Here is a 23,114-nt window from a genome sequence, read left to right as displayed (position 1 = left end):
CGACCGCCATTGAATAAAGATTAACCAAACTTTACAGCCCAATCCGGGCAATTGAAACATGCGCGCGGGCCGTATCGGGAAACTTCGTTAACGCGCCCTTCAGGATCGACGCGGCAGTCTCGACGCTGGGCGAGATTTGACAGTCCTTTTCCGGCGGGCTGCAAAACGAACCGCTTTGCGATAGATATCAAGGGGAACAGGAATGGGGATGGCGAAACTGGCGGACTCCACGTTTCTAAATTGCCAAGCTCAGCCGCAGCCGTTTTCCGTGGCCGACGGAGAGTCGCCGATCGACCTGGTCCATCTCTCCCGGCAGACCTTTGGCGATCATGATCTCGAACGCGAGCTGCTGGGACTTTTCGACGCACAGGCGGCGCAGTTTGCGAAACGCTTGCGCGCGCCGGGCGGGCAGGGCGACGCCGACTGGCGCATCGCGCTTGCGCATACCATCAAGGGCTCAGCGCGGGCAGTCGGCGCAACTGAGGTGGGGCGCGCGGCGGAGGCCTACGAACAGGCGTTGCGCGGCGAGGATGCGAGCGCCGCCGAGAAGTCCGAGATCCTCGGCGCCGCCATTGGACGCGCGCGTAGCGCCATCGCTCTATTGCTGGGCGGCGCGGCTCAGAACGGCCCCACCGGGAAATATTTCAAATAAAGCTCGGCGAAAACGCCGCGCTGGGCGAGGCGGGAGAGCGCATAATCGAGCGCCCGGCGCAGCGGCGCGTTGCCTTTTTTCACGGCGATGCCGACGCCCTCGCCGAAATATTTCGGATCGGTGAAGGGGCCATCCCGAAAGACGCAGCAGCCCGCCGCCTCGGCGCCGTTCAGCCAGTAGGAAAGGGCGATGGCGTCGCCGAAAACCGCCTGAACGCGGCCGTTCTTTAGCGCGTTGCGGGCGAGGGCAGGCGTTTCGAACGTCACCAAGGTCGAGCGCGGATAGAAGGCTTGCAGAAACGCCTCGTGTCGCGAGCCCGCGACCACCGCGATCGGGCGATCGGCGAGGGCGGCGGGAGACGCCGACGTCAGGGTGGTGTCGGCCTGCATGGCGAACCGGCCGGGCGTCAGCATGTAAGGTCCAGAAAAATCGGCCTGTTTTCGAGTTTCATCGTTGATCGCGAGCGAAGCGATGATGGCGTCGCCGCTATTGTCGTTGAGCGACGGAATGAGCAGATCCCACCGCCGCCGCTGGATCGTGCAGGTGGTGTCGAGTTCGACGCAGATCGCCTTGGCCAGATCGACGTTGAAGCCGGCGACCTGCCCATCCGAGAGCAGAAAATTGAACGGCGGATAGTCGTCCTCGGTCAGGAAGCGGATCTGGCGCAGTCCCGAGACGTCGGGCTTTTCCGGCGTGCGGTTGGGGTCCCAAAATGATGGCGCATTCGTGGCCGGCGGCGCCGACGCGGGGGGCGCCGGCGCGGGCGGCGCGCCGTCAGCCGCCGCAGCCGTGAAGCAGGACGTTAGGAACAGCGCGGCGAGCGCCGCACGAATGGAGGCGAGAAGACCGGTTCGGCGCGGCTGAGGGAGACGGCGCATAAAAGGATTGCTTGGCCCTTGTTGGAGGTCGATAGTCGCTGCAGGCTGCTAGCGCTTGCCGGATTTATTGCATGAATGTTGTGCCGATCGATAGTGTTGCTTCCTCTGCTTCGCAGATCAAGGACGAACTTCCTCCTCAGCCTTTCAAACGCCGGGCGCTCGCTGACTCCTCGGCCATTCGCCGGATGTCGCCGTCGCGCGCCACCGCGTCGAGATCCATTCCCGTCGAAATCGCCTTTCTTTCGGCGTACGGCGTGCCGGAGCAGGTGCTGCAATTCGCCGCTGCGACGGCGCGCCGCCAAGGCGTTTGCGCCGACGAAGCGCTGCTCGCCGAAGGGCTCGTCTGCGAGGATGTCTACTATCGGGCGCTGGCGAAGCATCTCAACGTCGACTTCGTCGACAGTCCAGTCGACGTCGCCCCGTCAGGCGTTGCGACGGCCGAATGCGGCTACGCGCGGGTTCGGGATCCGTCGAGCGGGTTTCTTTGGCTGTTCGCGCCGAGCGGCAGCGGCGTCTTCCGGTTGATGAGCGCGCGGCGTGCGGCAAAAGGCCGGCCGCTCTTCGCGATCACCACCCGAACACGGTTCTTGGAGGCGGTGCGTCGCGCCGATCCCGCCAACGCCGCGCGCGACGCGGCCTTTCTCGTCGAGCGCGTCGACAGGGACCTATGCGCCCGCGGCGGCTTGCGGCGCGGACAGGTGGGACTGCTGCTCGTCGCGCTGATCGGACTGGCGGCGAGCCTTTACGCCCCCTTCTTCTTTCTACGCCTTGCATCGGCCTTGCTCCTTGCAAGCGCGTTCTTTTGCGGGGCGTTTCTGAGGCTTTTCGCCTGCGCGGCGAGCCTTCAACGCTGCGCAGACGCCCAACCGCTCGAAAGCGAGGCGCAACTGCCGATCTACACGATCGTGCTTGCGCTCTATCAAGAAGCCGCCGTTGCGCGCCAGCTCGCTCGGGCGATCGACCGCTTGGATTATCCGAGAGCCAAGCTCGACATAAAATTCGTTATCGAAGCCGACGATGAACCAACGGCTGCGGCGTTGCGCTCGCATCCGCCGCACGCGCCGCATGAGATCGTGGTTGCGCCCGAGGGCGCTCCGCGCACCAAGCCGCGAGCCCTCAACGTCGCCATGCCGCTCGCGCGCGGATCGCTCGTCGCGGTGTTCGACGCGGAGGATTTGCCCGAGCCACGCCAATTGCGCCGCGCCGCGACGCTCTTCGCCGCCTCGCCGCCGAGCGTCGCCTGTCTGCAGGCGAGCCTCGCCATCGACAACGGCGAGCTAAATTGGATGACGGCGTTGTTCGCGCTTGAATACGCCGCGCTTTTTGACGTCTACAACAAGGGCCTCGCAGCGATGCGCATGCCGCTCTTCCTTGGCGGCACGTCGAACCATTTCCGCATCGAGGCTTTGCGCGACATCGGCTTCTGGGATGCGTTCAACGTCACCGAGGACGCGGATCTCGGCCTGCGGCTCGCCCGTGCGGGATTTGAGGTGCGGACATTCGCCTCGCAAACTTTCGAAGAGGCGCCCGCGGTCTTCGGCGCGCTGGTGAAGCAGCGCACGCGCTGGTTCAAAGGCTGGATGCAGACATTCATCGTGCATTGCCGCCGCCCTATGCGGCTTTTCGTCGATCTCGGCTCGCGGCGCGCGATCGCGGTGCTCGCCATGTTCGCCAGCGGATTGTTTGGTCCTTTGCTCGGCCCGTTCTTGGCGGCGCGCATGGCCTCTGACGCGATCTTTGGGGCTCTGTTGGCGCCGGTTGCGCCATTAGAAGTCGCCTTGAGCACGCTGTGGTGCTGTCTGGCGATCGCCGGCGCCGTCTCCCTGATCTTGCCGCTTGCCATGGGGATGCGCCGGCGCGGCCTGACGCGGTTTCGCCGCGCGCTTCTCTATCTGCCGCTGTGGCTGATGATGCTGAGCATCGCCGCCTGGCGCGCGCTTTATGAACTCTGGCGGCGTCCCTTCCATTGGGAAAAAACCGAGCATGGGCTGACCATACGCGGCGTTGTCGAAGCGGAAAAAGACGTCAACCCATTCGTCTCAAGAGAACAGCCACTGTTTGATCAGGAAGCCGGCGCTTAGCGCCTTGCCGTAATGCTCATGCAGCGCGACATGGCTCATGCCGGCGCGCGGCAGATCCGATTTCTTCAATCGTTTGAAGAAGGGAATGAGCACGTCCTCGAAGTTCGTCACCGTGTATTTTCCGCCGTGGCGATCGGCGACGCGCTCGGCGACATTGGCGAACAGCAGCGCCAGCGCCTTGAACAGCGCCGGATGCGTGATCTGCTCATCGGCGTTGTGCAATCCGAGACCATGCCGGCAGGCGCGCAAATAGGCGTTGAGCACCGCATAGACTTCCTCGGCCCGCGCATCGACGAATGCGCCCTTGATCGAGCGCAGCGCGGCGTTGAAGGTGACGCGCGAAATCGTGCCCTTGCGCCGCTCCGCCGGACTGAGCAGGTCCTTGAGCGCGCTGTCGTCGCGTGTGTGAAAAAGATCGAAGACGTCGTGCAACAGCGCGTCGGCTTTCGTCTCGACTTCCGAGAGGCGACGGATGTCGAGCAACAGCTCATTGGGCACCGGCCGCTGCTTGGTGTTGATGTCCATGAACAGCCGGCATTCTTCCGAACGCTTCAGCTTGTTGTAGATCACCACCGGCACGTCGACGGCGCGCTTCGCCAGCTTGAAGCCGAAAATCCGATGTTGCCCGTCGATGATCAGGAACGCGCGGGGGTCCTGCCGGAATGTCAGAGCTCCCGTGGCGCGGTCATAATGCATATGCGCGCGCGACTGCGCCGACAGCACGACGGCGCCGGGAACCGTTCCGAATCCGGCGTCGATATATTTGGCGATGGACTTCGCGCGCTTTGGATCGAGCAGGCGCTGGAAGCCTTCCTCCGGATTCTCGACCCGCGGTTCGACCGTGCAGGTTTCGGCGAGCAGGCTGCTCGGCAGCACCAGCGCGTAAAAGCGGTGCGCGCCTTGAGAAACGAGTTGCGCTGGAACGCTGATCGACGATTTGCTGGCGGCGACGGAGGAACTGCGTAATTCGGCCCCTGCGTCCGGCAATGGGGCGGATTCGGCGATATCGCTGAGCGTGTCCCGATCCATGTTCTGATCCCTCGGAAGCGCGAACTTTTGACAGCGTTCGCGACAGCTGACTCGACGAATCGACCGGCACTCAGACGAAAGGCTAAGCGGGAAAAGGTTTGGGGGCAAGATGGGTTGAAGGCGCGAAGCCGAGTTTTATCTTCCGAATACCTATTCAACGCCATTGTGGCCACGGTTGCGATGCTCTTTTCGGCCGCGGAAAGTGGGAGCATTGCGGAAAGCAACATTGTCGAATACTTGCTATGCTGTAAGCTGAACACTCACGATTGTCTGGAGCGCCGCAGTGTCCGTGCCGATAGAGACAACCCCGCGTTTTGCGACAGGCGTTCCGGGGCTGGACAGGGTTCTTCACGGCGGACTTCCGCGCGGCGCTCTTATTCTCGTCGAAGGTGCGCCCGGCAGCGGCAAGACGACCGTGGCGCTCCAGTTCCTGATCCAGGCGGTTCGCGCAGGTGAAAGCTGTCTGCTTGCGACGAGCGCCGAGTCGCCGCAACAGTTACGTTCGATCGCCGCATCGCACGGATGGAGTCTCGCCGGGATCAATATCACGGGCCTGTCGGAGCCACCCAGCGCGGAAGAAGGGCTCGATTACACGCTCTTCCCGGAAGCCGAGGTCGAGATCGGCGAGACGTTCGACCATCTTTTTTCCGAAGTCGAACGGTTGAGACCGAAGCTGCTCGTGCTCGATACGATCTCGAGTCTGCGCGTTTTGGCGCCGACGGCGGCCTTCCATCGGCGCCAACTGAAACGTATTCGCGACTTCATGGCGGCGCGCGACTGCACGACGGTGATGCTGGATGAAGCGTCGACGACGGAAAAGGATCTCCGCAGCAAAACTTTGTCTGACGGCATCATCGAATTGCGGCAAAAACCGTCTTCGTACGGGGCCGACCGACGCGCATTACGCGTGAGTAAACTGCGCGGCTGCAGCTATATGAGCGGCTCGCACGACGTAACGCTCGCCGCCGGAGGGCTGACCGTGCACCCTCGCCTCGTCGCGCAGAGCTTTCCGAGCCTCGTGACGGCGACGGCGCTCGACTCCGGCAATTCAGAGATCGACGCGCTTGTCGGCGGCGGGCTTCCGAGAGGTTCGAACACGCTCATCGCTGGGCCTGCGGGCGTTGGAAAATCTACTATATCAGCGCTCTACGTGATGGCCGCGGCCAAGCGCGGCGAGAAATGCGCCGTTTTTCTGTTCGATGAGAGCGAGGAGAGCTATATAGGGCGCAGCGAAGGGTTGGGCTTGGACATGCGCGTCGAAGTTGAAGCCGGCCGCATTGAACTCAGGCATCTTGATCCGGCTCAACTGAGCGTCGGCGAGATTGCCGACCTGGTCGTGGATCGAGTCGAGAAGCAGGGCGTGAAGCTCGTCGTGATCGACACGCTGAACGGCTATCTGCAATCCGCGATGGAAGAACCAAGTGTTATTCTTCACATCCGGGAGTTGCTCTCCTTTCTGAGCCGTCGTCAGATTGTCACCATCATGACGCTGACACAGCACGGAATTTTCGGAACGGAGCTCTTTTCGCCGCTGGACTTCAGCTTCCTGGCCGACAATGTGTTCCTGCTTCGTTTTTTCGAGCTTAGCGGCGCGCTGCACAAGGCCTTGTCGATCGTCAAAAAGCGTAGCGGCCCACATGAGCACACGATCCGGAAACTGACGATGAGAGCGGGCGGCGTCGACGTCAGCGAGCCGCTTACCAGCTTTACAGGCGTCCTAACGGGGACGCCTGTGTATCAGGCTGAATCCATCGTTCCATTTCCATGATGGCGGCGGATGGCGCAGCGCAGGTCGTCCCGAGAGTCGAGGATAGCCTGCGCGTTCTGATTATGACGCCAACGGGACGCGATGCCGCCCTCGCCGAAGACGCGCTCAATCGAAGCGGTCTCTCCACCTTCATTTGCGGCGACGAAGAAGAGCTACGCCGGGAGATCGCGAAAGGCGCTGGCTGCGTTCTGATAGCGGAGGAGGCATTGCCGCACGATGGCGCAGTGGCCTGGGACGATTTGATCGGTCCAGAACCGGCGTGGTCCAAGCTGCCCATCGTGCTGCTTCTCGCCCGCGGCCACTCGCAAAAAGAATTGAAGTCGCTGCGAACGATTGAGAAGCGTCCTAATATCGGCTTTGTCGAACGGCCTGCGCGAAAGCGCTCGCTGATCAGCGCGCTCAAGAACGCGATTGAATCCCGTCATCTGCAATACGCCATTCGCGACGCGCTGGACGCGCTGCAGACCGCTAATCGTCGCAAGGACGAGTTCCTTGCGGTGCTGGCCCACGAGTTGCGCAATCCTTTGGCTGTGATTTGCGCCGCGGTTCACATCAAGAGGCGGCGCTCAGCCGACGGGGGCGGCGACGACGACATGCTCGCGGCGATCGAACGGCAGACCGTGCAGCTCACGCGTATTATCGATGAGCTCCTCGATGTTTCACGCATCACCCGCGGCAAAATAGAACTCCAGTCGGAGCGCTTGGATCTTGTCTCGCTGGTGCGCGAAGTGTTCGAACATGGGGCCGACAAACTTCGGGGCGGGAAACATCGCAAGCAGCTTTCTATACAATCAACAGAGCTTTTCATCGATGGCGATCCGGTTCGGCTCGGTCAGGTGTTTTCAAATCTCCTTAACAACGCAGCAAAATACACGCCGGATGCTGGCGCGATCGATGTGACGGTGACGCGGGACGGGGACTGCGCCGTTGTCTCCGTCAAGGATACCGGCGTCGGAATTCCGCCCGAAATGCTGACGCGGGTTTTCGACATCTTCACCCAGGTCGACCACAGTCTCGGCAGGGCTCAAGGCGGTATTGGCGTCGGGCTCTCGCTCGCCAGCAGCCTCGTAAGGCTGCACGGAGGCACGATTGACGCTCATAGTGCTGGCGCGGATACGGGCAGCGAGTTTATCGTTCGGCTTCCGTTGAGTGAAGCGCCCGTCGCCCCGAACATTGAACCTGCGAAAGATAAAAGGGAGCGCCGCGCATCTCGGACGAAGGTGTTGGTTGTGGACGACGACCTCCTTGTCGGCAAACTCACTGGCGAGCTGATCGCCACATTCGGGATGGAGGTCCAAGTCGTCGCTGGCGGCGCCGAGGCGCTGGAAGTCATGCCGAAATTCAAGCCCCGCATCGTCTTTGTCGATATCGGCATGCCCGGGATCGATGGTTACGAGACTGTGCGCAGGGTCAGACAGCTTCCCGGCGGAGATTCGTTATTCGTCGCAGCGTTGTCGGGTTGGGGCCAGGCCGAGGACTTTAAGCGAAGCGCCGAGGCTGGATTTGACCGGCATTTCGTCAAACCGATCAAGATCTCGGAATTGGAAAATTTGTTCGCCTCGGAGTTACTAACCTGAGCAGATGAGGCGGGGCGTCAAGATTCACATCGGCTGAGCGCCGTGCGAGTTCTTGTCGCCGTGCGCGCTGTGTCAGCTCCGGAGACCGGGCGCCTCATGGCCCGTGCGCGCCACATATTCGGTGTAGCCGCCGCCGTAAACATGAACGCCGTCGGGCGTCAGTTCCAGCACCCGATTGGATAGCGCGGCCAGGAAGTGACGATCGTGCGAGACGAACAGCATGGCGCCCTCATATTGCGACAGCGCCGTGATGAGCATCTCCTTGGTCGCCAGATCGAGATGGTTCGTGGGTTCGTCCAGCACGAGAAAGTTCGGCGGGTCGTAAAGCATTTTCGCCATGACGAGTCGCGCTTTTTCGCCGCCTGACAACACCCGGCATTTCTTCTCAACATCGTCGCCGGAGAAGCCGAAGCAGCCCGCCAACGTGCGCAGCGCGCCCTGTCCTGCCTGAGGGAACGAGTCCTCCAGCGACTGGAACACGGTGCGCTCGCCGTCCAGTAACTCCATCGCGTGTTGCGCGAAGTAGCCCATTTTGACGCTGCCGCCCTGCGCGACGGCGCCGTCGTCCGGCAGCGAGGAGCCCGCCACCAATTTTAACAGCGTGGACTTGCCGGCGCCGTTGACGCCCATGACGCACCACCGCTCATTGCGGCGCACTTGAAAATTCAGTCCCTCGTAGATTCTCCTGGCGCCGTAGCTCTTGTGCACGTTCTTCAGGGTGATCACGTCGTCGCCGGAGCGCGGCGCTGGCGGGAATTCGAACAAAACCGTCTGGCGGCGCTTGGGCGGCTCCACCCTGTCGATTTTCTCGAGCTTCTTCACGCGGCTCTGCACTTGCGCGGCGTGCGATGCGCGCGCCTTGAACCGCTCGATGAACTTGATTTCCTTGGCGAGCATCGCCTGCTGACGCTCAAATTGCGCCTGCGCCTGCTTCTCGTTCTGCGCGCGTTGTTGCTCGTAGAACACGTAATTGCCCGAATAGGTCGTCAACGCGCCGCCGTCGATTTCCACCACCTTGGTGACGATGCGGTTCATGAACTCGCGGTCGTGCGAGGTCATCAGCAGCACGCCGTCATAGGCTTTGAGGAATTCCTCCAGCCAGATCAGGCTTTCCAAATCCAGATGGTTGCTCGGCTCATCGAGAAGCATGGCGTCGGGGCGCATGATGAGGATGCGGGCGAGCGCCACGCGCATTTTCCAGCCGCCCGACAGGGCGCCGACATCGGCGTCCATCATCTCCTGAGTGAAGCTCAGGCCCGCCAGGATTTCGCGCGCGCGGCCTTCCAGGGCGTAGCCGTCCAATTCCTCGAAGCGCCCCTGCACCTCGCCGTAACGCTCGATGATTTCTTCCATGTCGTCCGCCCGGTCAGGATCGACCATGGCGTCCTCCAGCTGCTTCAGCTCGGAAGCCACCGCGCTGACCGGACCCGCGCCGTCCATCACTTCAGACACGGCGCTGCGGCCAGACATCTCGCCGACGTCCTGATTGAAGTAGCCGATGGTCACGCCCCGATCGACGGCCACCTGACCCTCGTCGGGATGCTCCTGTCCCGCAATCATCCGGAAAAGCGTCGTCTTGCCGGCCCCATTGGGACCGACGAGGCCGACCCTCTCGCCCTTGAGGAGCGTCGCGGAGGCCTCGATGAAAAGGATCTGATGACCGTTCTGTTTGCTGATGTTTTCGAGACGAATCATGTGTGCAGGGGGCCCGGGAAGGAAAGTTTGGGTAGCCATTAGGCCATGCGGCGCGCCAGCGGAAGAGCATTCCGAACCGCAAACAGCGTTGCCTAAGCCTCGACGGGAAACGTCCGCTCTGGGTCAAGATCTTCGCCAGGGGGCGATGACGGCGCTGCTTGCTCGCGGCGCGGTTTCAGTCGCTTGTACGGGAGGACCAGGTTGCGTGCGAGACGCCGTCGAGGGCGGCGAGCGCCTCGACCACGGCGTCAAGCTGTCCGCCCGTCGCGCTGGACGTCGCGAGGGTCGCGACGATCTCGACGTCGTCTTCGCGTTCGTTCTCAGCAATGTCCTGGATCGGATAAGAGGCGGCTTCGAGCCGCTCGATCAAAGTGTCCCGAATGGCGTCGCGTCGGGCGCCGCTCGCGGTGACGCGGACGTCATAGATCGCTTCCGTCGCGGTTTCGTCGATGGGCGAACGTTCGATCAGACGCACGAGCGGTCGAAGGAGCGTGTTGCCAGCGAGCACGAAACCCGCGAGCAATAAGGCTTCCGCCGGACGATCGGCGCCGGCGAAGCCGCCGGTCACCGCCGAGCACCAAACGGTCGCCGCCGTGCTCAGTCCGCGGATATTCATGCCTTCCTTGATGATCACGCCAGCGCCGAGAAAGCCGACGCCCGACGCCACATAGGCCAGCACCTGAGTCGCGCCCTGATTGCCCATGAGCCGCATGCCGAGATCGACGAAAGCGGACGCGCCGAGCGCGACGAGAGCGTTAATGCGCAACCCGGCGGTGCGCTGCCGATACTGGCGCTCCGCGCCGATCGCGGTCCCGAGAGCGAACGCCACGAGCAGCGACACAAACGTATTGAGAATTTCCACGCTGTCGAAATTTGCAATGGCGTTCATGGGCTAGATCCACCAGCGTTCCGCTGCTCGGCTTATAGAAGGCGGGACGAAGCTTGTCGCGGCCGACGCCGCGGTCTTGCGGAAGTTGACCCTGAGGCGTCGCTCCTGTATGAAGACTGCGCTGCGCCGCAGCATGAGGCGCTCCAGCCGCGTAGGTTGACGTTTTCGTCGACGAGCTGTCGAGCGCCCCCTTTTCCCACGCCGAGGCCCGTTACGCGGGGCCGACTCTTTTTTGGTCCTGAGCTGGCGCTCTCCTCGCCGGTCCTCGTGGCTCGAATCGACAAATGAAAGCAACAACTGAAGTGATGACATTCTCCGATCTCGGCTTGAACGAGATCCTGCTCCGCGCGCTTGAGCGCGAAGGCTACACCACGCCCACCCCGGTCCAGTCGCAGGCTATTCCTGCGCTTCTGCAAGGTCGCGACCTTCTCGGCGTGGCCCAGACCGGCACCGGCAAGACGGCGGCTTTCGCTCTGCCGATTCTGCACCGTCTGCTGGCCGACAAGCGCCGCCCGGCGCCCAACACGGCGCGCGCGCTGATTCTCGCGCCGACACGCGAACTCGCGGCGCAGATCGCCGACAGTTTCCGTTCTTATGGCCATTTCTTTCGGCCAAGCGTCGGCGTCATCGTCGGCGGCGTGTCGCATCGTCCGCAAAATGAAATGCTGGCGCGCGGCCTCGACGTTCTGGTGGCGACGCCTGGGCGTCTGCTCGACCATCTCGGCAGCGGCCGTTTGAAGCTCGGGACGACCGAAGTGCTCGTTCTCGACGAAGCCGACCATATGCTCGATCTCGGATTCATCGTTCCGATCCGCCAGATCGTCGCGAAATTGCCGAAGCAACGCCAGACGCTGCTGTTCTCGGCGACAATGCCGCGGGAGATCTCCGCGCTCGCGGACGACATGCTGCGCGATCCGACGAAAGTTTCGGTGACGCCGGCGGCGACCACCGCCGAGCGTGTCGCGCAACATGTCTATCTGGTCTCGGGCGGCGCGAAGCGCGACCTGCTCGTCGAGCTGTTGAACGACCGCGAGATTTCGCGCGCGATCGTGTTTACGCGCACCAAGCGCGGCGCCGATCGCGTCGCGCAGCATCTGGAGAGCGCCGGCGTCGGCGCCGACGCGATCCACGGCAACAAGAGCCAGAGCCAGCGGCTGCGCGCTCTTGACGGTTTCCGCAAGGGCCGCACGCGGGTGCTTGTCGCGACCGACATCGCCGCGCGCGGCATCGACGTCGACGGCGTGACGCATGTCGTCAATTTCGAATTGCCGGAAGTCGCGGAAGCCTATGTGCATCGCATCGGCCGCACCGCGCGAGCGGGCGCGACCGGCCAGGCGATTTCGCTCTGCGACAATGGCGAGCGGCCGCTGCTGCGCGCGATCGAAAAGCTGACGCGTCAGACGCTTGAATTCACTGACCGGCGCGCCGAAGGCGCCCGCCAGGATGACGGCGACACCGCGCGCCCGGCGTCCAAGAGGCCGAATTCGCCGGCGGCGCATCGAAACGGCGCGCAGCATCCGCGTCGCGAGGGACAGCGTCCTGCGGCAAAGCGACCGGGCGCCTCTTTCAATGGTCAAAAGCGCCCCGCAAATGGCGGCGCGCGTCATAAGCAAGCGAGCCGTCCGCAGGTTTAACGCTATAGTCATGGCCGTTCCGAATTGAGGACGGCCATGATCTACGATCTTCTCATTGTCGGCGGCGGCATTAACGGCTGCGCCATCGCCCGCGACGCCGCCGGCCGCGGCCTCGCCGTCAGGCTCGTCGAGCAGGGCGATCTCGCGCAAGGCACCTCGTCCGCCTCGACGAAGCTCATCCATGGCGGTCTGCGCTATCTCGAGCTCTACGAATTTCGCCTGGTGCATGAAGCGCTCGCCGAACGCGAACTGCTGCTCGCCGCCGCGCCGCACATCATCTGGCCGTTAAAATTCGTTCTGCCCTATGAAAAAGGGCTGCGGCCCGTCTGGCTGCTGCGTCTCGGACTTTTCATTTACGACCACCTTGCGCGCCGCAAACAGCTCGAAGCCTCGCATATGGTGACGCTTTCGCAGGATGCGCTCGGCGCGCCGCTACGCGACGCTTACCGCGTCGGCTTCACTTACGCCGATTGCTGGGTGGATGATTCGCGCCTCGTCGTGTTGAACGCGCGCGACGCGGCGGAACGCGGCGCGACGATCAGCGTTGGCGCAAGGCTCGTTCACGCAGAACGGCGCAGCGACGGCTGGCGCGCAACGCTCGCGGACGGCGAGACGATTCAAACGCGCACGCTGGTCAACGCCGCCGGCCCCTGGGTGTCGCAGGTGATCGAAGACGCGCTGCGCATCCCTTCGCGCAAACATGTGCGGCTCGTGAAGGGCTCGCATCTCGTTCTGAGAAAGTTCTTCGAAGGCGCGCAGGCCTATATTCTGCAGAACCCCGACGGGCGCATCGTCTTTGCGATCCCCTATGAGCGCGAGTTCACGCTCGTCGGCACCACGGACGTCTCTTATGACGGTCCGCCCGGCGCCGTGGCGATCAGCGACGCGGAGACAGACTATCTCCTCAATTCGCTCAATCATTTCTTGCGCGTTCCAGCGACCCGCGACGACATTGTGTCCAGCTACGCCGGGCTTCGGCCGCTTTACGACGACGGGGCGCTGAAAGCTTCGGTCGTGACGCGCGACTATGCTTTCGATCTCGACGCGTCCGAAGATGCGGCGCCGTCGCTGTCGATCTTTGGCGGCAAGATCACCACCGCGCGCCGGCTTGCCGAACATGCGCTGAGTGAACTCTCGCGCTTTCTTCCCGCGCATGGCGACGCCTGGACGGCCGACGCGATCTTTCCCGGCGGCGACATGCCGGAGGGCTTCGACAGCTTTCTTGCCGATCTCAAACGCGACAAGCCCTTTTTAGGAGATGCGTTGGCGCTGCGCCTTGCGCGCGCCTATGGAACGCGAGTCTTCGAGATATTGAAGGATGCCCGGGAGTTGAGCGATCTTGGCCGTGATTTCGGCTGCGGCCTCACCGAGGCGGAGATCGCCTATCTGCGCGAGAAGGAATGGGCGCGCACGGCTGACGACATTCTCTGGCGCCGCTCCAAGCTCGGCCTCCATATGAGCGCCGCGCAGCAGCGGGCGCTGCGGGAATTCATCGGCGCCTGACAATTCCCACGTCATGGCCGCGCTTGTCGCGGCCATCCACGCGTCGCCGTCACGGTCCTGTGACGATCGCTCCGCGATGTCCTGGCGTGGATGGCCGGCACAAGGCCGGCCATGACGTCGTTGGACTGCCTTCCGGATTCCCTCACTCCCCAAGCGCCGCATGCGACTCGTTCACCGATGCGCCGCCGTCGATCACGGTCTTCGCCAATCCCGGCGCGGCGACCGCGACGTTTTCGGCGAAGAAGCGGGCGAGCGCGGCGTAGCGCGCCGCATTCGGATCGGCTTCGCGCTTCGCGCGCGTCGCCCCCTTCACGAGCAGCGTCGCGCCGCGGGCCAGCGCGAAGAGGCGCAGATAGGGCGTGGCGCCGGCAAGCGCGCCGGCGAGTTCGGCTTTCGTCAAAAACGCGCTCGCCTCCGCCAGCGCCTCGACGCTCTTGCGCAGCGCCTCGCGCGCGACATCGGCTTCGCCGGCGATGGCGCGCATGTCGTCGATCTCGCGCGCGAGCGCCACGCCGTCGCCGCCGCGGATCTTGCGCGTGACGAGATCAATCGCCTGAATGCCGTTCGTGCCTTCGTAGATGGCGCAGATGCGCGCGTCGCGCATCAGCTGCGCGACGCCGGTCTCCTCGATATAGCCCATGCCGCCGAAGACCTGCACCGCGAGCGACGTCGTCTCATTGGCGATATCGGTCGAAAACGCCTTGGCGACGGGCGTCAGGAGAGAGGCGCGTTCATGCGCCGCCGATGCGCGTGCGGGATCGCTTTCACGATGCGCGCGATCAATCGCGGCGGCCGTCTCGTAGCAGATCGCCCGAGCCGCCGCCGTTGAACTCGCCATGGTCAGCAGCATGCGCGCGACGTCCGGATGCTCGATGATCGCGCTGGTCTCCTTGGCGCCGGGCGTGCGCCCCTGCTTGCGCTCGCGCGCGTATCCGAGCGCCATTTGCGTCGCGCGTTCGGCGAGCGCCACGCCTTGCAGCCCGACGGAGAGGCGGGCGTTGTTCATCATGGTGAACATGCAGGCGAGGCCCTTGTTCTCCTCGCCAAGGAGATAGGCGACGGCGCCGTCTTCATCGCCATAGATCATCGTGCAGGTCGGCGAGCCATGGATTCCGAGCTTGTGTTCGATGCCGGCGCACCGCACATCGTTGCGCCGCGTGAAGCTGCCCGTCTCGTCGGGCAGGAATTTCGGCGCCAGGAACAGCGAAATGCCGCGCGTGCCGGCGGGAGCGTCGGGAAGGCGCGCCAGGACGAGATGCACGATATTGGGCGCAAGATCATGCTCGCCATAGGTGATGAAGATCTTCTGGCCGAAGAGACGATAGGAGCCGTCGGGCGCGCGTTCAGCGCGGGTGCGCATCAATCCGAGATCTGAGCCGGCGCCGGGCTCCGTCAGATTCATCGTCGCGGTCCATTCGCCGCTGACGATTCTGCGCAGATAGGTCTCCTTCAGCGCGTCGCTCGCATGCGCCTCCATCGCCTCGGTCGCGCCATGCCCGAGCAGCGGGCAGACGGCGAAAGCCATGTTGGCGGCGTTCCAGATCTCCGTGCAGCCAGCGTTGAGCAGGGCAGGGAGATCCAGCCCGCCATAGTTCTCGCCGGCCGCGATGGCGTTCCAGCCGCCATCCCTCCATTGCGCATAGGCTTCACGCCAGCCGGGAGGCGTCGTGACGGCGCCATTGGCGTATGTCGCGCCCACGCGATCGCCGATCTGATCGAGCGGCAGCAGAACCTGTTCGGCGAATTTGGCCGCCTCGGCCAGCGTCTGTTCGGCGACGCCGTCGGCGAGGTCGCGGTAGACGCCGTCGGCCTCGATGGCGCCTTCGCCGGCCGCGAGGCGAAGCGCGAAAACAATGTCGTCGAGCGGCGCGCGGTAGGTCATCCGATATTCTCCAATCCGAATCGTTGCACGGAATCTAGCGCGCCAGTGCGAACGCGCGGGCCATCTCCTCCATGTGCGTCAAAACGCATATTTCGCCTCATGGGTCCGGCATTCACAGAAGTATGGGGAAGAAATGGAGCTTCAATTACGAGGAGCGGGCGGCGGCGGCGCGCGCGGCGCATCAGGAAATCGGCCGCACTTTCGCGCGACTCGAGAATCGCAATGACGAGAACGATCCTGCGACCATCGCCTGGAAGGCGGCGATCGCCCGCTTTCGTGACGCACTGCGCCTCGCCTATCCGGGTGATTTCGGAGAGGATCTCGAACGACTGAAAGCAGGCGACGCGCGTGGGCTCGAGGGCGTGATTCGCTTTCTTGAAGCCGATCCGATGTTTTTTGGCTCCGGCTACGCCAAGGCCGATCTCATTCGTTTCATCAACCGCATGGCGCTGACCGAGCATCAGGCGAAGCGCCTGCGCGCGGTTGCTCTCGCGATCGTCGAGCGGCGCGCGTCGCAGGAATTTCGGCGCTATTGCCGACTGGCCGCAAAGGTCAACCACCCGGGCTTGCGAGAGGAGCTGCGGAGTCGAGCGGCGCACGGCGATCCCGCCGTTGCGCGGCGGGCGCGCTGGATGCTCGCCTATGTCGAATCGCCGCCTTGCGCGAGGCGCGCCGGCCGGTAAAATCGGCGGATCATCAATTCGGCGGATCCGAGGGACAAATGCCGCTTTTCGCCTATCGCTGCAGTGACTGCGCGCATCAGTTCGAGACTCTGTCGCGTTTCGATGAGATTCCCGAATGCCCCGCGTGCGGCGGCGCCCATGTTGAGCGCCAGTTGTCGCTCATCGCGCGACCCGCCGCTGGCGGCGAGCCTGCGGAGAGCTGCGCCGCGATGGCGGGCGGCGCGCCCTGTCCAAGTTGCCCCGCGTTGGCGGGACAGGTGTGACGTCCGCGGCGGCGACTCTGCTCGGGGCGCGTCGCCTGGTCGTTCCAGCCAACGGAATTGAGTTCGAGGTTTTCGAGGCCGGCGCGGGCGATCGGCTCGCGCTGCTCCTGCACGGCTTTCCCCAGCACGCCGTCATGTGGCGTCATCTCATCGGACCGCTCGCGGCCGCCGGATATCGCGTTTGGGCGGTCAATCAGCGCGGCTATGGCGCGACAACGCGCCCCGTGGAGAAAGACGCCTATTCCCTAGAGGCGCTCACAGCCGACGTCGCCGGATTGATCGACGCCGCCAATCCCGCCTCGGTCTCGCTTGTCGGCCATGACTGGGGCGGTTTCGTCGCCTGGGTCGTCGCCATTCGCAAGCTGCGGCCGATCGACGCTCTCGTCGTTCTGAACATTCCGCATCCCCTGTGCTTCCGGCGCGCGCTCGAACAGGAATGGAGACAGAAGCTGAAGTCCGCCTATGCGGCCTTCTTCCAGCTGCCCTGGCTGCCTGAACGACTGATGTCCGCGCGGCGCGGCGCCGGCGCCGCGTGGCTGATGCAACGGGCCGCAGGCCGGGACGGCGTCTTTTCAAAAGAGGCGATGGACATCTACCGCGCCAATGTCGCGGCGCCGGGCGCCGCCAGCGCCATGCTCAATTGGTATCGCGCCGCCGGACGTGACATTCTGGCGGCGGAAGACCTCGATGAACCGATAGATGCGCCGACGCTTGTGGTCTGGGGGATGCAGGATGTGGCGCTTGGCGAGTCCTGTCTTGACGGCACGGAATGCTATGTTCGCGATCTCCGGATCGAACGGCTGCCAGGCGTGTCGCATTGGACGCCCGAAGACGCGCCGGAAAAAGTTAACGAGCTGATTTTGGACTTTGTTTAAAATATTCGACCTTCCTGTCGCAAAAAGCAGCGTGCCGGGGCCAGTAACGGTTGACTTGGCGCGCTGGCGTGGGAATCTGTTCAATGGTCCCGGACCCCTGCGTCCGGCGGTCGCTTTTTGCGTCTTTGGCTCAGCGGCCGGCTTTTGACCAAGAGAAGGAGATGATCCATTCGCCGTCCAATGAAGAGCATCGCAGCCCCCCAGAAGGAAGGGCCGCGCATCAATCGGGAAATTCGCGCGCGAGAAGTGCAGCTAATCGATTCCGAGGGGAAAAATCACGGCGTCATCCAATTGCCGGACGCGCTGGGCATCGCCGAAGCGGCGGGACTCGATCTCGTCGAGATCGCGCCCAATTCCACGCCCCCCGTCTGCAAAATTCTTGATTACGGGCGTTTTCGCTTCGCCGAGCAAAAGAAGGCCGCCGAGGCCCGCAAAAAGCAGAAAGTCGTCGAGGTTAAGGAAATAAAGCTTCGGCCCGGCATCGACGACCATGATTACGGCGTGAAAATGAAAGCCGTGCGCCGCTTCTTCGAAGAAGGCGACAAGGTCAAGGTCACCCTTCGCTTTCGCGGCCGCGAAATCGCGCATCAGGACATTGGCTATCGGCTTTTGTCGCGCGTGAAGGCTGAGACCGCCACGCTGGCCAAGGTCGAACTCGAACCGTCCATGGAAGGACGGCAGATGGTGATGGTGCTGGCGCCTCGATAGCGCGCGTCTCGCCGCAAGGGCAGGGCCGGGCTGCGGCCCGAGGGGTGGCGATCGCTATGTTTGAATCTTGGTTTCGCACTCTGACCGCGCGTCACGCTTGCGTTCTCGGCGTGGCGGCGCTGATCGCTGCGGCCGTCCCGACGGCCAGAGCGCAGCTTGTGCTCCCGGGGGCGGTCGCGCCGACTCCCGAAGGGACGGTCGCCAGTCCCACAAAGAAAAGAAGCGTCGGCGGCGAGATGGGAGCGGCCGCAGGGCCGGCCATCATGCCCAAGGCGCCCGCCGAAGACGCGATCGTCGGAAAAATCATCAAACGCGACGGCGAGGGCAGCGCCATAGAATTCTCCCGCGCCGGAGCAGACCTGCAGGTCGCCAAGCTGACGCTCGTCGGGGATGATTTGCGGCGCTCCGGCGAAGCCTGCCGAGTCGAAGTGGCCGGAACGCCGTTGAAGCTCACGGCCCGCCAGAGCGAGACCGGATTGCGGCGCTATCAGATCGCATTTCCAGCCTGCGCCTTCACATTCGACGTTCTCGACGGCGCGATTCTCGTCACCAACGAGGGCAAGGCCTGTGAACTGAAGGACGCGGGTTGCCGCGCCGATCCCGAGGGTCTCTGGGGAATGAGCGCGGATGAAATCGACCCCAAGAAGGGCGAAGAGATGCTCGGCGCCCGCGCGCGCGTCGAGAAGACGTTACGAAGCACGTTCCGCGCGCTTTACGATCAGTACAAGAAGGAAAAAGCCATCCGCAACTTCATTGTGAAGGAGCAGGCGGGCTTCTCCTCCTGGCGCGAGGAAGTGTGCCGGTCCTATGCGCGCGAGCCGGATTTCGGCTATTGCGCCTTGAGACTGACGGAAGCCCGCGCCATCGCGCTTGGCGCGCAGCTCGCCACTGGCGTCAAACTGCCGCCTGGGGTGGTCGAAGAGGCCGCGGCGGAGAACACGAAGAAGGACGAGAAGAAATAGTCGCGGCGCCGACGCGCCAGACTAAATCATCGTTCAACCGCCCCTGCGCATCAACATGCCGCGTCCTGGATCATAAGCGAGTATGGCCGCCACCAGGAACGCGCTCGTGTAGGCGAAGACAATCGCGAGCGACGTCCACTCGACTTTCTCATAAAAGGCGAAGCGGATCAGTTCGACCGCATGCGTGAACGGATTAACCTCGCACACGTAATAGAGCCAGGGGCTCGACTCCTTCACGCGCCACAGCGGGTAGAGCGCGGAGGACGCGAAGAACATCGGAAAGATCACGAAATTCATCACGCCGGCGAAGTTTTCGAGCTGTTTGATCAGCGATGACAGCAGCATGCCGAGCGCGCCGAGCATCAGGCCGCTGAGCGCGAGCGCCGGCAGCAGGGTGAGATAGCCCCATTTCGTCGGCGGCTCGATTTCCCAGAAATAGGCGATCACCAGGAAAGCGTAGACCTGCAGTATCGAGACGGCGACGCCGGCCAGAAGTTTGGAGCCGAGCAGAAACCAGCGCGGAAAGGGTGAGACGAGCAGCGTGCGCATGCTGCCCATTTCGCGGTCGTAGACCATCGAGAGCGAAGACTGCATGCCGTTGAAGAGCTGGATCATCGCCATCAGGCCGGGCGCGATATAGACCTCGTAGAGAACGTAAGTTTCGTAAGGCGGGATGATCGAAACGCCGAGCACCTGCCGGAAGCCCGCCGCGAAAATAAAGAGCCAGACGAGCGGGCGCACCAGCGCCGAGACGAAGCGTTCGCGCTGATGCAGAAAGCGCAGGCCCTCGCGCCAGACGACTCCCGAGAGACAGATGAGATATTGGCGAAGGGTGAAGCCTCTTGGCGTAGCAATTTCGCTCATGCCGAAAGCTTCTCCTGGCCGATCCCGGCGATGCGCGCGAAAGCGTCGCCGATATTTGCCGCGCCTTGCGCCGCGACGATCTCGGCGGCGCGTCCCGTCGCCAGAACCTTACCATGATGCAGAATGATCACCTGATCATCGTCGGCGATCTCGTCGACGAGATGCGTGGTCCACAAAACGCCGAGATGTTGATCGCGCACCAGACCGCGGACAAGCGCGAGGAGATCGGCGCGGGCTTTGATGTCGAGCCCGACTGTCGGCTCATCGAGAAGCAGCAGCCGCGGATCATGCAGCAGCGCGCGCGCAATTTCGACGCGGCGCATCTGTCCCCCAGACAGGGAGCGGGCCTTGTCCTTGGCGCGGTCCGCAAGGCCCGCGCGCGATAGCGCCGCCTGTCCAAGGCGGCGCGCGTCGATCGGGCCGATGCCGTGCAGGGCTGCGTGATAGAGGAGATTTTGCATCACGCTGAGTTCGAGATCGAGCGTGCGCGCCTGAAAGACGACGCCAAGCTGGCGCAGCGCTGCGCCGGGCTCGCGCATGACATTGTGGCCAAATATCTCGATCTCGCCGTGGCGCGCGGCATAGAGCCGCGTGATCAGCGAGAACAGCGTGCTCTTGCCCGCGCCGTTCAATCCAAGCAGCACCGTGAAGCTGCCGGCCGGCACGGAAAAGCTGACGTCGTCGAGCGCCTTGCGCGCCCCATAGGCGTGGCTGACGTTTCTGATTGCGAGCGCGGGGGTCATTGCGGCGCTCCGACAGGATTGTCATTCCCGGCATTCGCGAAGCGAATGACCGGGAATCCAGAGCCGCGGCCAACAGCGCCGATCGCGGCTCTGGATTCCCGATCGCGCTCCGCGCGTCGGGAATGACAGGCGCGAAGGTTTACACTCATTGCGGCGCCACGACGACGCCCCAAGGGAAAGCGCCGACCGGGATCGATTTCACCACTTTGAGCGATGCGACGTCGATCACCGAGACGTCGTTTGAGACGCCATTGGCGGTGAGCAGATATTTTTCGTCCGGCGTGAAAGCGAGGTGCCAGACGCGCTGACCGACGAGCAGATATTTTTCGACTTTTTTTGTCTCGGCGTCGATCACCGCAATGCGATTGGCCGGCCCCAGCGCGACGAAGGCGCGTTTTCCGTCGCGCGTGAACGAAATGCCGATCGGCTGTATCGCTTCTTTCGACATCGCCGGAATGTCGAAGCTTATCTTCTGCTTCAACTCGCGTTTCGCGGGGTCGATGATCGCGACCGTCCCGCCGACTTCCGAGGATACCCAAAGCTCCGACCCGTCCTTCTTGAACTCCGCAAATCTCGGCCGCGCATCGACCAGAATATTCGCGACGATCTGCTTCGACTGCGTGTCGATCAGATGCGCCATATTGGTCGTTTCCGATGTGTTGACGAGCAGCTTGCCGTCGGGACTGATCGCCATGCCCTCGGGTTCGACGCCCACGGGAATGTCGCCGATCATCTCTTTCTTCTTCACGTCGATCAGCGTGACGAGATTGTCGTTTTCATTCGAGACATAAATCACGTCGCCATCAGGACTGAGCGCCAGGAGCTCGGGATCCGGGCCCGAGGGCAGCTTTCCGGTGACCTTGAGCGTCTTCGTGTCGAGCACTTGAATGGCGTCGTCGTCGCCGGCGCAGATATAGAGTTCGGAGCCGTCCTTGTTGAGCGCAATGCCGCGCGGGCGTCGGCCGACCTTCACGGTCGCTGTCGCTTCCAGCTTCTCCGTATCGAGGACGGTGATGGAATTGCCCTTCTCGTTGCTGACGTACGCCTTATAGGCGTGGGCGGGCGCGATCAAAGTTGCGAGCAGCGCCGCGACCCACAACCCCCTCCCTGTCCCTCCCCCGCTTCGCGGGAGAGGGGACGCTAACGATCGGCGTTTCGCGAAAAGGAGCGAGAGGCCGAATCTGCTCCCTCTCCCGCGGCAGCGGGGGAGGGGTGGGGAGGGGGCGTTCTTCACTGCAATTTGCATTTCGACTCCGGCTGATCGGCTCCAAGCGTGTCGAGTTCGCTCGTTTGATGGAGAAAGCCTTCCTGCGGCGAAACCGAGACGATCATCCGTCCGTCGGAAAGCAGTATCGGCTGGCGCAATTGCTGGTTCCAGGGCCGCAACGTAAGCCGCACGCCTTTGAATGCGGCGATGGAGAAGTCGTTGCCGAGCAGGTAGAGGCGGAGCTTCTCGGGGTCGTTCGACCCGGTGCGCGTTGCGGCTTCGCCAATCATCCGCATGGCGAGCCACGCCGCATTGTCTCGCACATTCATCAGGCGCCTGAACGTCTGGGTGAAACGGTTCTGCAGCTGAAGCGCGCCCCATTGCTCATGGGAGGCGTTCCAGCTTGTTGGCATAAGTCCGCCTGACCCTGCCACAGGACGCGGGTCCCAGGTGCGGTAGGGAAGATAGCCCCCGAAGACCTCGGTCTCGTCCGCGGCGACCAGCACGTCATAGGCTGGCGCGTTCTGCGTCAGGACAGGAATTTGCCGCTGGGTCTGCACCGAACCGGAGTCGCTGCGGCGTCCGCCGCCGGTGTCTTCATAGACGCGTTCCTCGACGATCTTTGCGCCGAATTTCTTGGCGCTGTTGCGGAAGGCTTGCGCCAAAAGTTCGTCTTCGGGATGCGAGCCCTTGATGAGGAGCCAGCGGCGCCATTGCTTCCAGATGAGATATTGCGCGAGGCCATCAGCGAGCATCGAACGCGTCGGCGCGACATGGATGACATTGGCGCGGCAGTCATTTTCGCGAAGCCTGTCATCCGTCGCGGAGACATTAAAAAGCAGGGCGCCTTTCGGCTTCGCGCGCTCGGAAGCGGCAAGCAGACGATCGGGCGAAAGATCGGCGATGATGAACAGGGCGCCCTTGTCCAGAAGCGCGTCGAGGGCCGCCATGACGTCCTCGCCGTCCTCGAGCCTGGCGTCGATCGCCTCGAACGTCTGGTTGGTGAATTTGCCTGTGGTGTTGTTGTCGGCTGCGCCCATCAGCGCCCCGGCGAGCGTATCGTCGGCGGCCGGAATATCGAGAATAGAGAGGGTTTCTCGGGCGTGCGTTTCGCGTAGGACGCCGACTTTGACGTTGACCGTTTCAGCCGCGACCGGCGCGGCGAAAAGCACGAAACAGACGGCGACGACCAAGCTTTTCATATTGCCTAGATGGCCGCTT

At 63.3% G+C, this 23,114-nt stretch carries 20 protein-coding genes; 11 read left to right on the top strand and 9 right to left on the bottom strand.

Annotated features, from left to right (window positions below):
- Positions 1 to 208 precede the first annotated feature (208 nt).
- The gene (locus tag EHO51_RS09125; RefSeq protein WP_124738623.1) at positions 209 to 652 is read left to right on the top strand and encodes an Hpt domain-containing protein; all 444 of its coding nucleotides are present in this window, start codon (positions 209 to 211) and stop codon (positions 650 to 652) included.
- On the opposite strand, the gene EHO51_RS09120 is transcribed toward EHO51_RS09125, so the two are convergent.
- Positions 619 to 1,530 (bottom strand): transporter substrate-binding domain-containing protein, encoded by a 912-nt coding sequence (locus EHO51_RS09120; RefSeq protein WP_124738622.1) that lies wholly within the window; start codon positions 1,528 to 1,530, stop codon positions 619 to 621. The genes EHO51_RS09125 and EHO51_RS09120 overlap by 34 nt on opposite strands.
- 71 nt (positions 1,531 to 1,601) lie before the next feature.
- Between EHO51_RS09120 and EHO51_RS09115 the strand changes: the two genes are divergently transcribed.
- Positions 1,602 to 3,611 carry a glycosyltransferase gene (locus EHO51_RS09115; protein WP_124738621.1) on the top strand — a complete coding sequence of 670 codons (2,010 nt, stop codon included), beginning with the start codon at positions 1,602 to 1,604 and terminating at the stop codon, positions 3,609 to 3,611.
- On the opposite strand, the gene EHO51_RS09110 is transcribed toward EHO51_RS09115, so the two are convergent.
- Entirely contained in the window at positions 3,570 to 4,640 is a 1,071-nt protein-coding gene (locus tag EHO51_RS09110) for a DGQHR domain-containing protein (protein WP_124738620.1), read from the bottom strand. The genes EHO51_RS09115 and EHO51_RS09110 overlap by 42 nt on opposite strands.
- Before the next feature lie 283 nt (positions 4,641 to 4,923).
- On the opposite strand from EHO51_RS09110, the gene EHO51_RS09105 reads away from it, so the two are divergent.
- Complete coding sequence (locus tag EHO51_RS09105) at positions 4,924 to 6,408, top strand: ATPase domain-containing protein (protein ID WP_245434530.1); 1,485 nt, start codon at positions 4,924 to 4,926, stop codon at positions 6,406 to 6,408.
- Positions 6,405 to 7,985 (top strand): hybrid sensor histidine kinase/response regulator, encoded by a 1,581-nt coding sequence (locus EHO51_RS09100; RefSeq protein ID WP_124738618.1) that lies wholly within the window; start codon positions 6,405 to 6,407, stop codon positions 7,983 to 7,985. Before EHO51_RS09105 ends, EHO51_RS09100 begins: the two co-directional genes overlap by 4 nt.
- A 72-nt stretch (positions 7,986 to 8,057) precedes the next feature.
- On the opposite strand, the gene EHO51_RS09095 is transcribed toward EHO51_RS09100, so the two are convergent.
- The gene (locus EHO51_RS09095; protein WP_124738617.1) at positions 8,058 to 9,680 is read right to left on the bottom strand and encodes an ABC-F family ATP-binding cassette domain-containing protein; all 1,623 of its coding nucleotides are present in this window, start codon (positions 9,678 to 9,680) and stop codon (positions 8,058 to 8,060) included.
- A 175-nt stretch (positions 9,681 to 9,855) separates the two neighbouring features.
- Positions 9,856 to 10,569, bottom strand: coding sequence for an MgtC/SapB family protein (locus EHO51_RS09090; protein WP_124738616.1), 714 nt, complete (start codon positions 10,567 to 10,569; stop codon positions 9,856 to 9,858).
- Between the two features lie 284 nt (positions 10,570 to 10,853).
- On the opposite strand from EHO51_RS09090, the gene EHO51_RS09085 reads away from it, so the two are divergent.
- Positions 10,854 to 12,203, top strand: coding sequence for a DEAD/DEAH box helicase (locus tag EHO51_RS09085; protein ID WP_124738615.1), 1,350 nt, complete (start codon positions 10,854 to 10,856; stop codon positions 12,201 to 12,203).
- A 36-nt stretch (positions 12,204 to 12,239) separates the two neighbouring features.
- The gene (locus EHO51_RS09080) at positions 12,240 to 13,706 is read left to right on the top strand and encodes a glycerol-3-phosphate dehydrogenase (RefSeq protein ID WP_124738614.1); all 1,467 of its coding nucleotides are present in this window, start codon (positions 12,240 to 12,242) and stop codon (positions 13,704 to 13,706) included.
- Positions 13,707 to 13,848: 142 nt separating this feature from the next.
- Here the strand turns inward: EHO51_RS09080 and EHO51_RS09075 are convergent, their stop codons facing one another.
- Positions 13,849 to 15,588 (bottom strand): acyl-CoA dehydrogenase, encoded by a 1,740-nt coding sequence (locus tag EHO51_RS09075; RefSeq protein ID WP_124738613.1) that lies wholly within the window; start codon positions 15,586 to 15,588, stop codon positions 13,849 to 13,851.
- 71 nt (positions 15,589 to 15,659) lie between these two features.
- On the opposite strand from EHO51_RS09075, the gene EHO51_RS09070 reads away from it, so the two are divergent.
- The 5 genes from EHO51_RS09070 to EHO51_RS09050 all read left to right on the top strand — a co-directional run bounded on the left by EHO51_RS09070 (position 15,660) and on the right by EHO51_RS09050 (position 19,079).
- Complete coding sequence (locus tag EHO51_RS09070; RefSeq protein WP_124738612.1) at positions 15,660 to 16,271, top strand: hypothetical protein; 612 nt, start codon at positions 15,660 to 15,662, stop codon at positions 16,269 to 16,271.
- Positions 16,272 to 16,309: 38 nt separating this feature from the next.
- Positions 16,310 to 16,534, top strand: a complete 225-nt coding sequence (locus EHO51_RS09065) for an FmdB family zinc ribbon protein (RefSeq protein WP_164479372.1) — start codon at positions 16,310 to 16,312, stop codon at positions 16,532 to 16,534.
- On the top strand, positions 16,531 to 17,409 hold the full coding sequence (locus tag EHO51_RS09060; protein ID WP_124738610.1) for an alpha/beta fold hydrolase: 879 nt from the start codon (positions 16,531 to 16,533) through the stop codon (positions 17,407 to 17,409). Before EHO51_RS09065 ends, EHO51_RS09060 begins: the two co-directional genes overlap by 4 nt.
- Positions 17,410 to 17,589: 180 nt before the next feature.
- Complete coding sequence (gene infC / locus EHO51_RS09055; protein ID WP_018408763.1) at positions 17,590 to 18,117, top strand: translation initiation factor IF-3; 528 nt, start codon at positions 17,590 to 17,592, stop codon at positions 18,115 to 18,117.
- A 56-nt stretch (positions 18,118 to 18,173) separates the two neighbouring features.
- A complete protein-coding gene (locus EHO51_RS09050; protein WP_124738609.1) occupies positions 18,174 to 19,079 on the top strand; it encodes a hypothetical protein in 906 nt (301 codons plus the stop codon).
- Positions 19,080 to 19,112: 33 nt separating this feature from the next.
- On the opposite strand, the gene EHO51_RS09045 is transcribed toward EHO51_RS09050, so the two are convergent.
- From EHO51_RS09045 to EHO51_RS09030, 4 genes are all read right to left on the bottom strand, one after another.
- Positions 19,113 to 19,943: an ABC transporter permease gene (locus EHO51_RS09045; RefSeq protein ID WP_124738608.1), complete on the bottom strand. Its 831-nt coding sequence runs from the start codon at positions 19,941 to 19,943 to the stop codon at positions 19,113 to 19,115.
- Positions 19,940 to 20,686 carry an ATP-binding cassette domain-containing protein gene (locus EHO51_RS09040; RefSeq protein ID WP_124738607.1) on the bottom strand — a complete coding sequence of 249 codons (747 nt, stop codon included), beginning with the start codon at positions 20,684 to 20,686 and terminating at the stop codon, positions 19,940 to 19,942. The genes EHO51_RS09045 and EHO51_RS09040 overlap by 4 nt, the downstream gene beginning before the upstream one ends.
- Positions 20,687 to 20,831: 145 nt before the next feature.
- A complete protein-coding gene (locus EHO51_RS09035) occupies positions 20,832 to 21,785 on the bottom strand; it encodes a YVTN family beta-propeller repeat protein (protein WP_124738606.1) in 954 nt (317 codons plus the stop codon).
- A 131-nt stretch (positions 21,786 to 21,916) separates the two neighbouring features.
- A complete protein-coding gene (locus tag EHO51_RS09030) occupies positions 21,917 to 23,095 on the bottom strand; it encodes an ABC transporter substrate-binding protein (protein WP_124738605.1) in 1,179 nt (392 codons plus the stop codon).
- Positions 23,096 to 23,114 lie beyond the last annotated feature (19 nt).

The organism is Methylocystis rosea, from assembly GCF_003855495.1.
GTDB lineage: Bacteria > Pseudomonadota > Alphaproteobacteria > Rhizobiales > Beijerinckiaceae > Methylocystis > Methylocystis rosea_A.
The sequence above is the reverse complement of the archived record's forward strand: the minus strand, read 5'-3'. Positions and strand labels throughout refer to the sequence as shown.

Excerpts from the sequence above, each read along its gene's own strand:
- EHO51_RS09085 (WP_124738615.1), top strand. The coding sequence starts at position 10,854 with ATGAAAGCAACAACTGAAGTGATGACATTCTCCGATCTCGGCTTGAAC.
- EHO51_RS09115 (WP_124738621.1), top strand. The coding sequence starts at position 1,602 with ATGAATGTTGTGCCGATCGATAGTGTTGCTTCCTCTGCTTCGCAGATC.
- EHO51_RS09090 (WP_124738616.1), bottom strand. The coding sequence starts at position 10,569 with ATGAACGCCATTGCAAATTTCGACAGCGTGGAAATTCTCAATACGTTT.
- EHO51_RS09080 (WP_124738614.1), top strand. The coding sequence starts at position 12,240 with ATGATCTACGATCTTCTCATTGTCGGCGGCGGCATTAACGGCTGCGCC.
- EHO51_RS09065 (WP_164479372.1), top strand. The coding sequence starts at position 16,310 with ATGCCGCTTTTCGCCTATCGCTGCAGTGACTGCGCGCATCAGTTCGAG.
- infC (WP_018408763.1), top strand. The coding sequence starts at position 17,590 with ATGAAGAGCATCGCAGCCCCCCAGAAGGAAGGGCCGCGCATCAATCGG.
- EHO51_RS09125 (WP_124738623.1), top strand. The coding sequence starts at position 209 with ATGGCGAAACTGGCGGACTCCACGTTTCTAAATTGCCAAGCTCAGCCG.
- EHO51_RS09040 (WP_124738607.1), bottom strand. The coding sequence starts at position 20,686 with ATGACCCCCGCGCTCGCAATCAGAAACGTCAGCCACGCCTATGGGGCG.
- EHO51_RS09120 (WP_124738622.1), bottom strand. The coding sequence starts at position 1,530 with ATGCGCCGTCTCCCTCAGCCGCGCCGAACCGGTCTTCTCGCCTCCATT.
- EHO51_RS09075 (WP_124738613.1), bottom strand. The coding sequence starts at position 15,588 with ATGACCTACCGCGCGCCGCTCGACGACATTGTTTTCGCGCTTCGCCTC.
- EHO51_RS09100 (WP_124738618.1), top strand. The coding sequence starts at position 6,405 with ATGATGGCGGCGGATGGCGCAGCGCAGGTCGTCCCGAGAGTCGAGGAT.
- EHO51_RS09070 (WP_124738612.1), top strand. The coding sequence starts at position 15,660 with ATGTGCGTCAAAACGCATATTTCGCCTCATGGGTCCGGCATTCACAGA.
- EHO51_RS09110 (WP_124738620.1), bottom strand. The coding sequence starts at position 4,640 with ATGGATCGGGACACGCTCAGCGATATCGCCGAATCCGCCCCATTGCCG.
- EHO51_RS09045 (WP_124738608.1), bottom strand. The coding sequence starts at position 19,943 with ATGAGCGAAATTGCTACGCCAAGAGGCTTCACCCTTCGCCAATATCTC.
- EHO51_RS09050 (WP_124738609.1), top strand. The coding sequence starts at position 18,174 with ATGTTTGAATCTTGGTTTCGCACTCTGACCGCGCGTCACGCTTGCGTT.
- EHO51_RS09030 (WP_124738605.1), bottom strand. The coding sequence starts at position 23,095 with ATGAAAAGCTTGGTCGTCGCCGTCTGTTTCGTGCTTTTCGCCGCGCCG.
- EHO51_RS09095 (WP_124738617.1), bottom strand. The coding sequence starts at position 9,680 with ATGATTCGTCTCGAAAACATCAGCAAACAGAACGGTCATCAGATCCTT.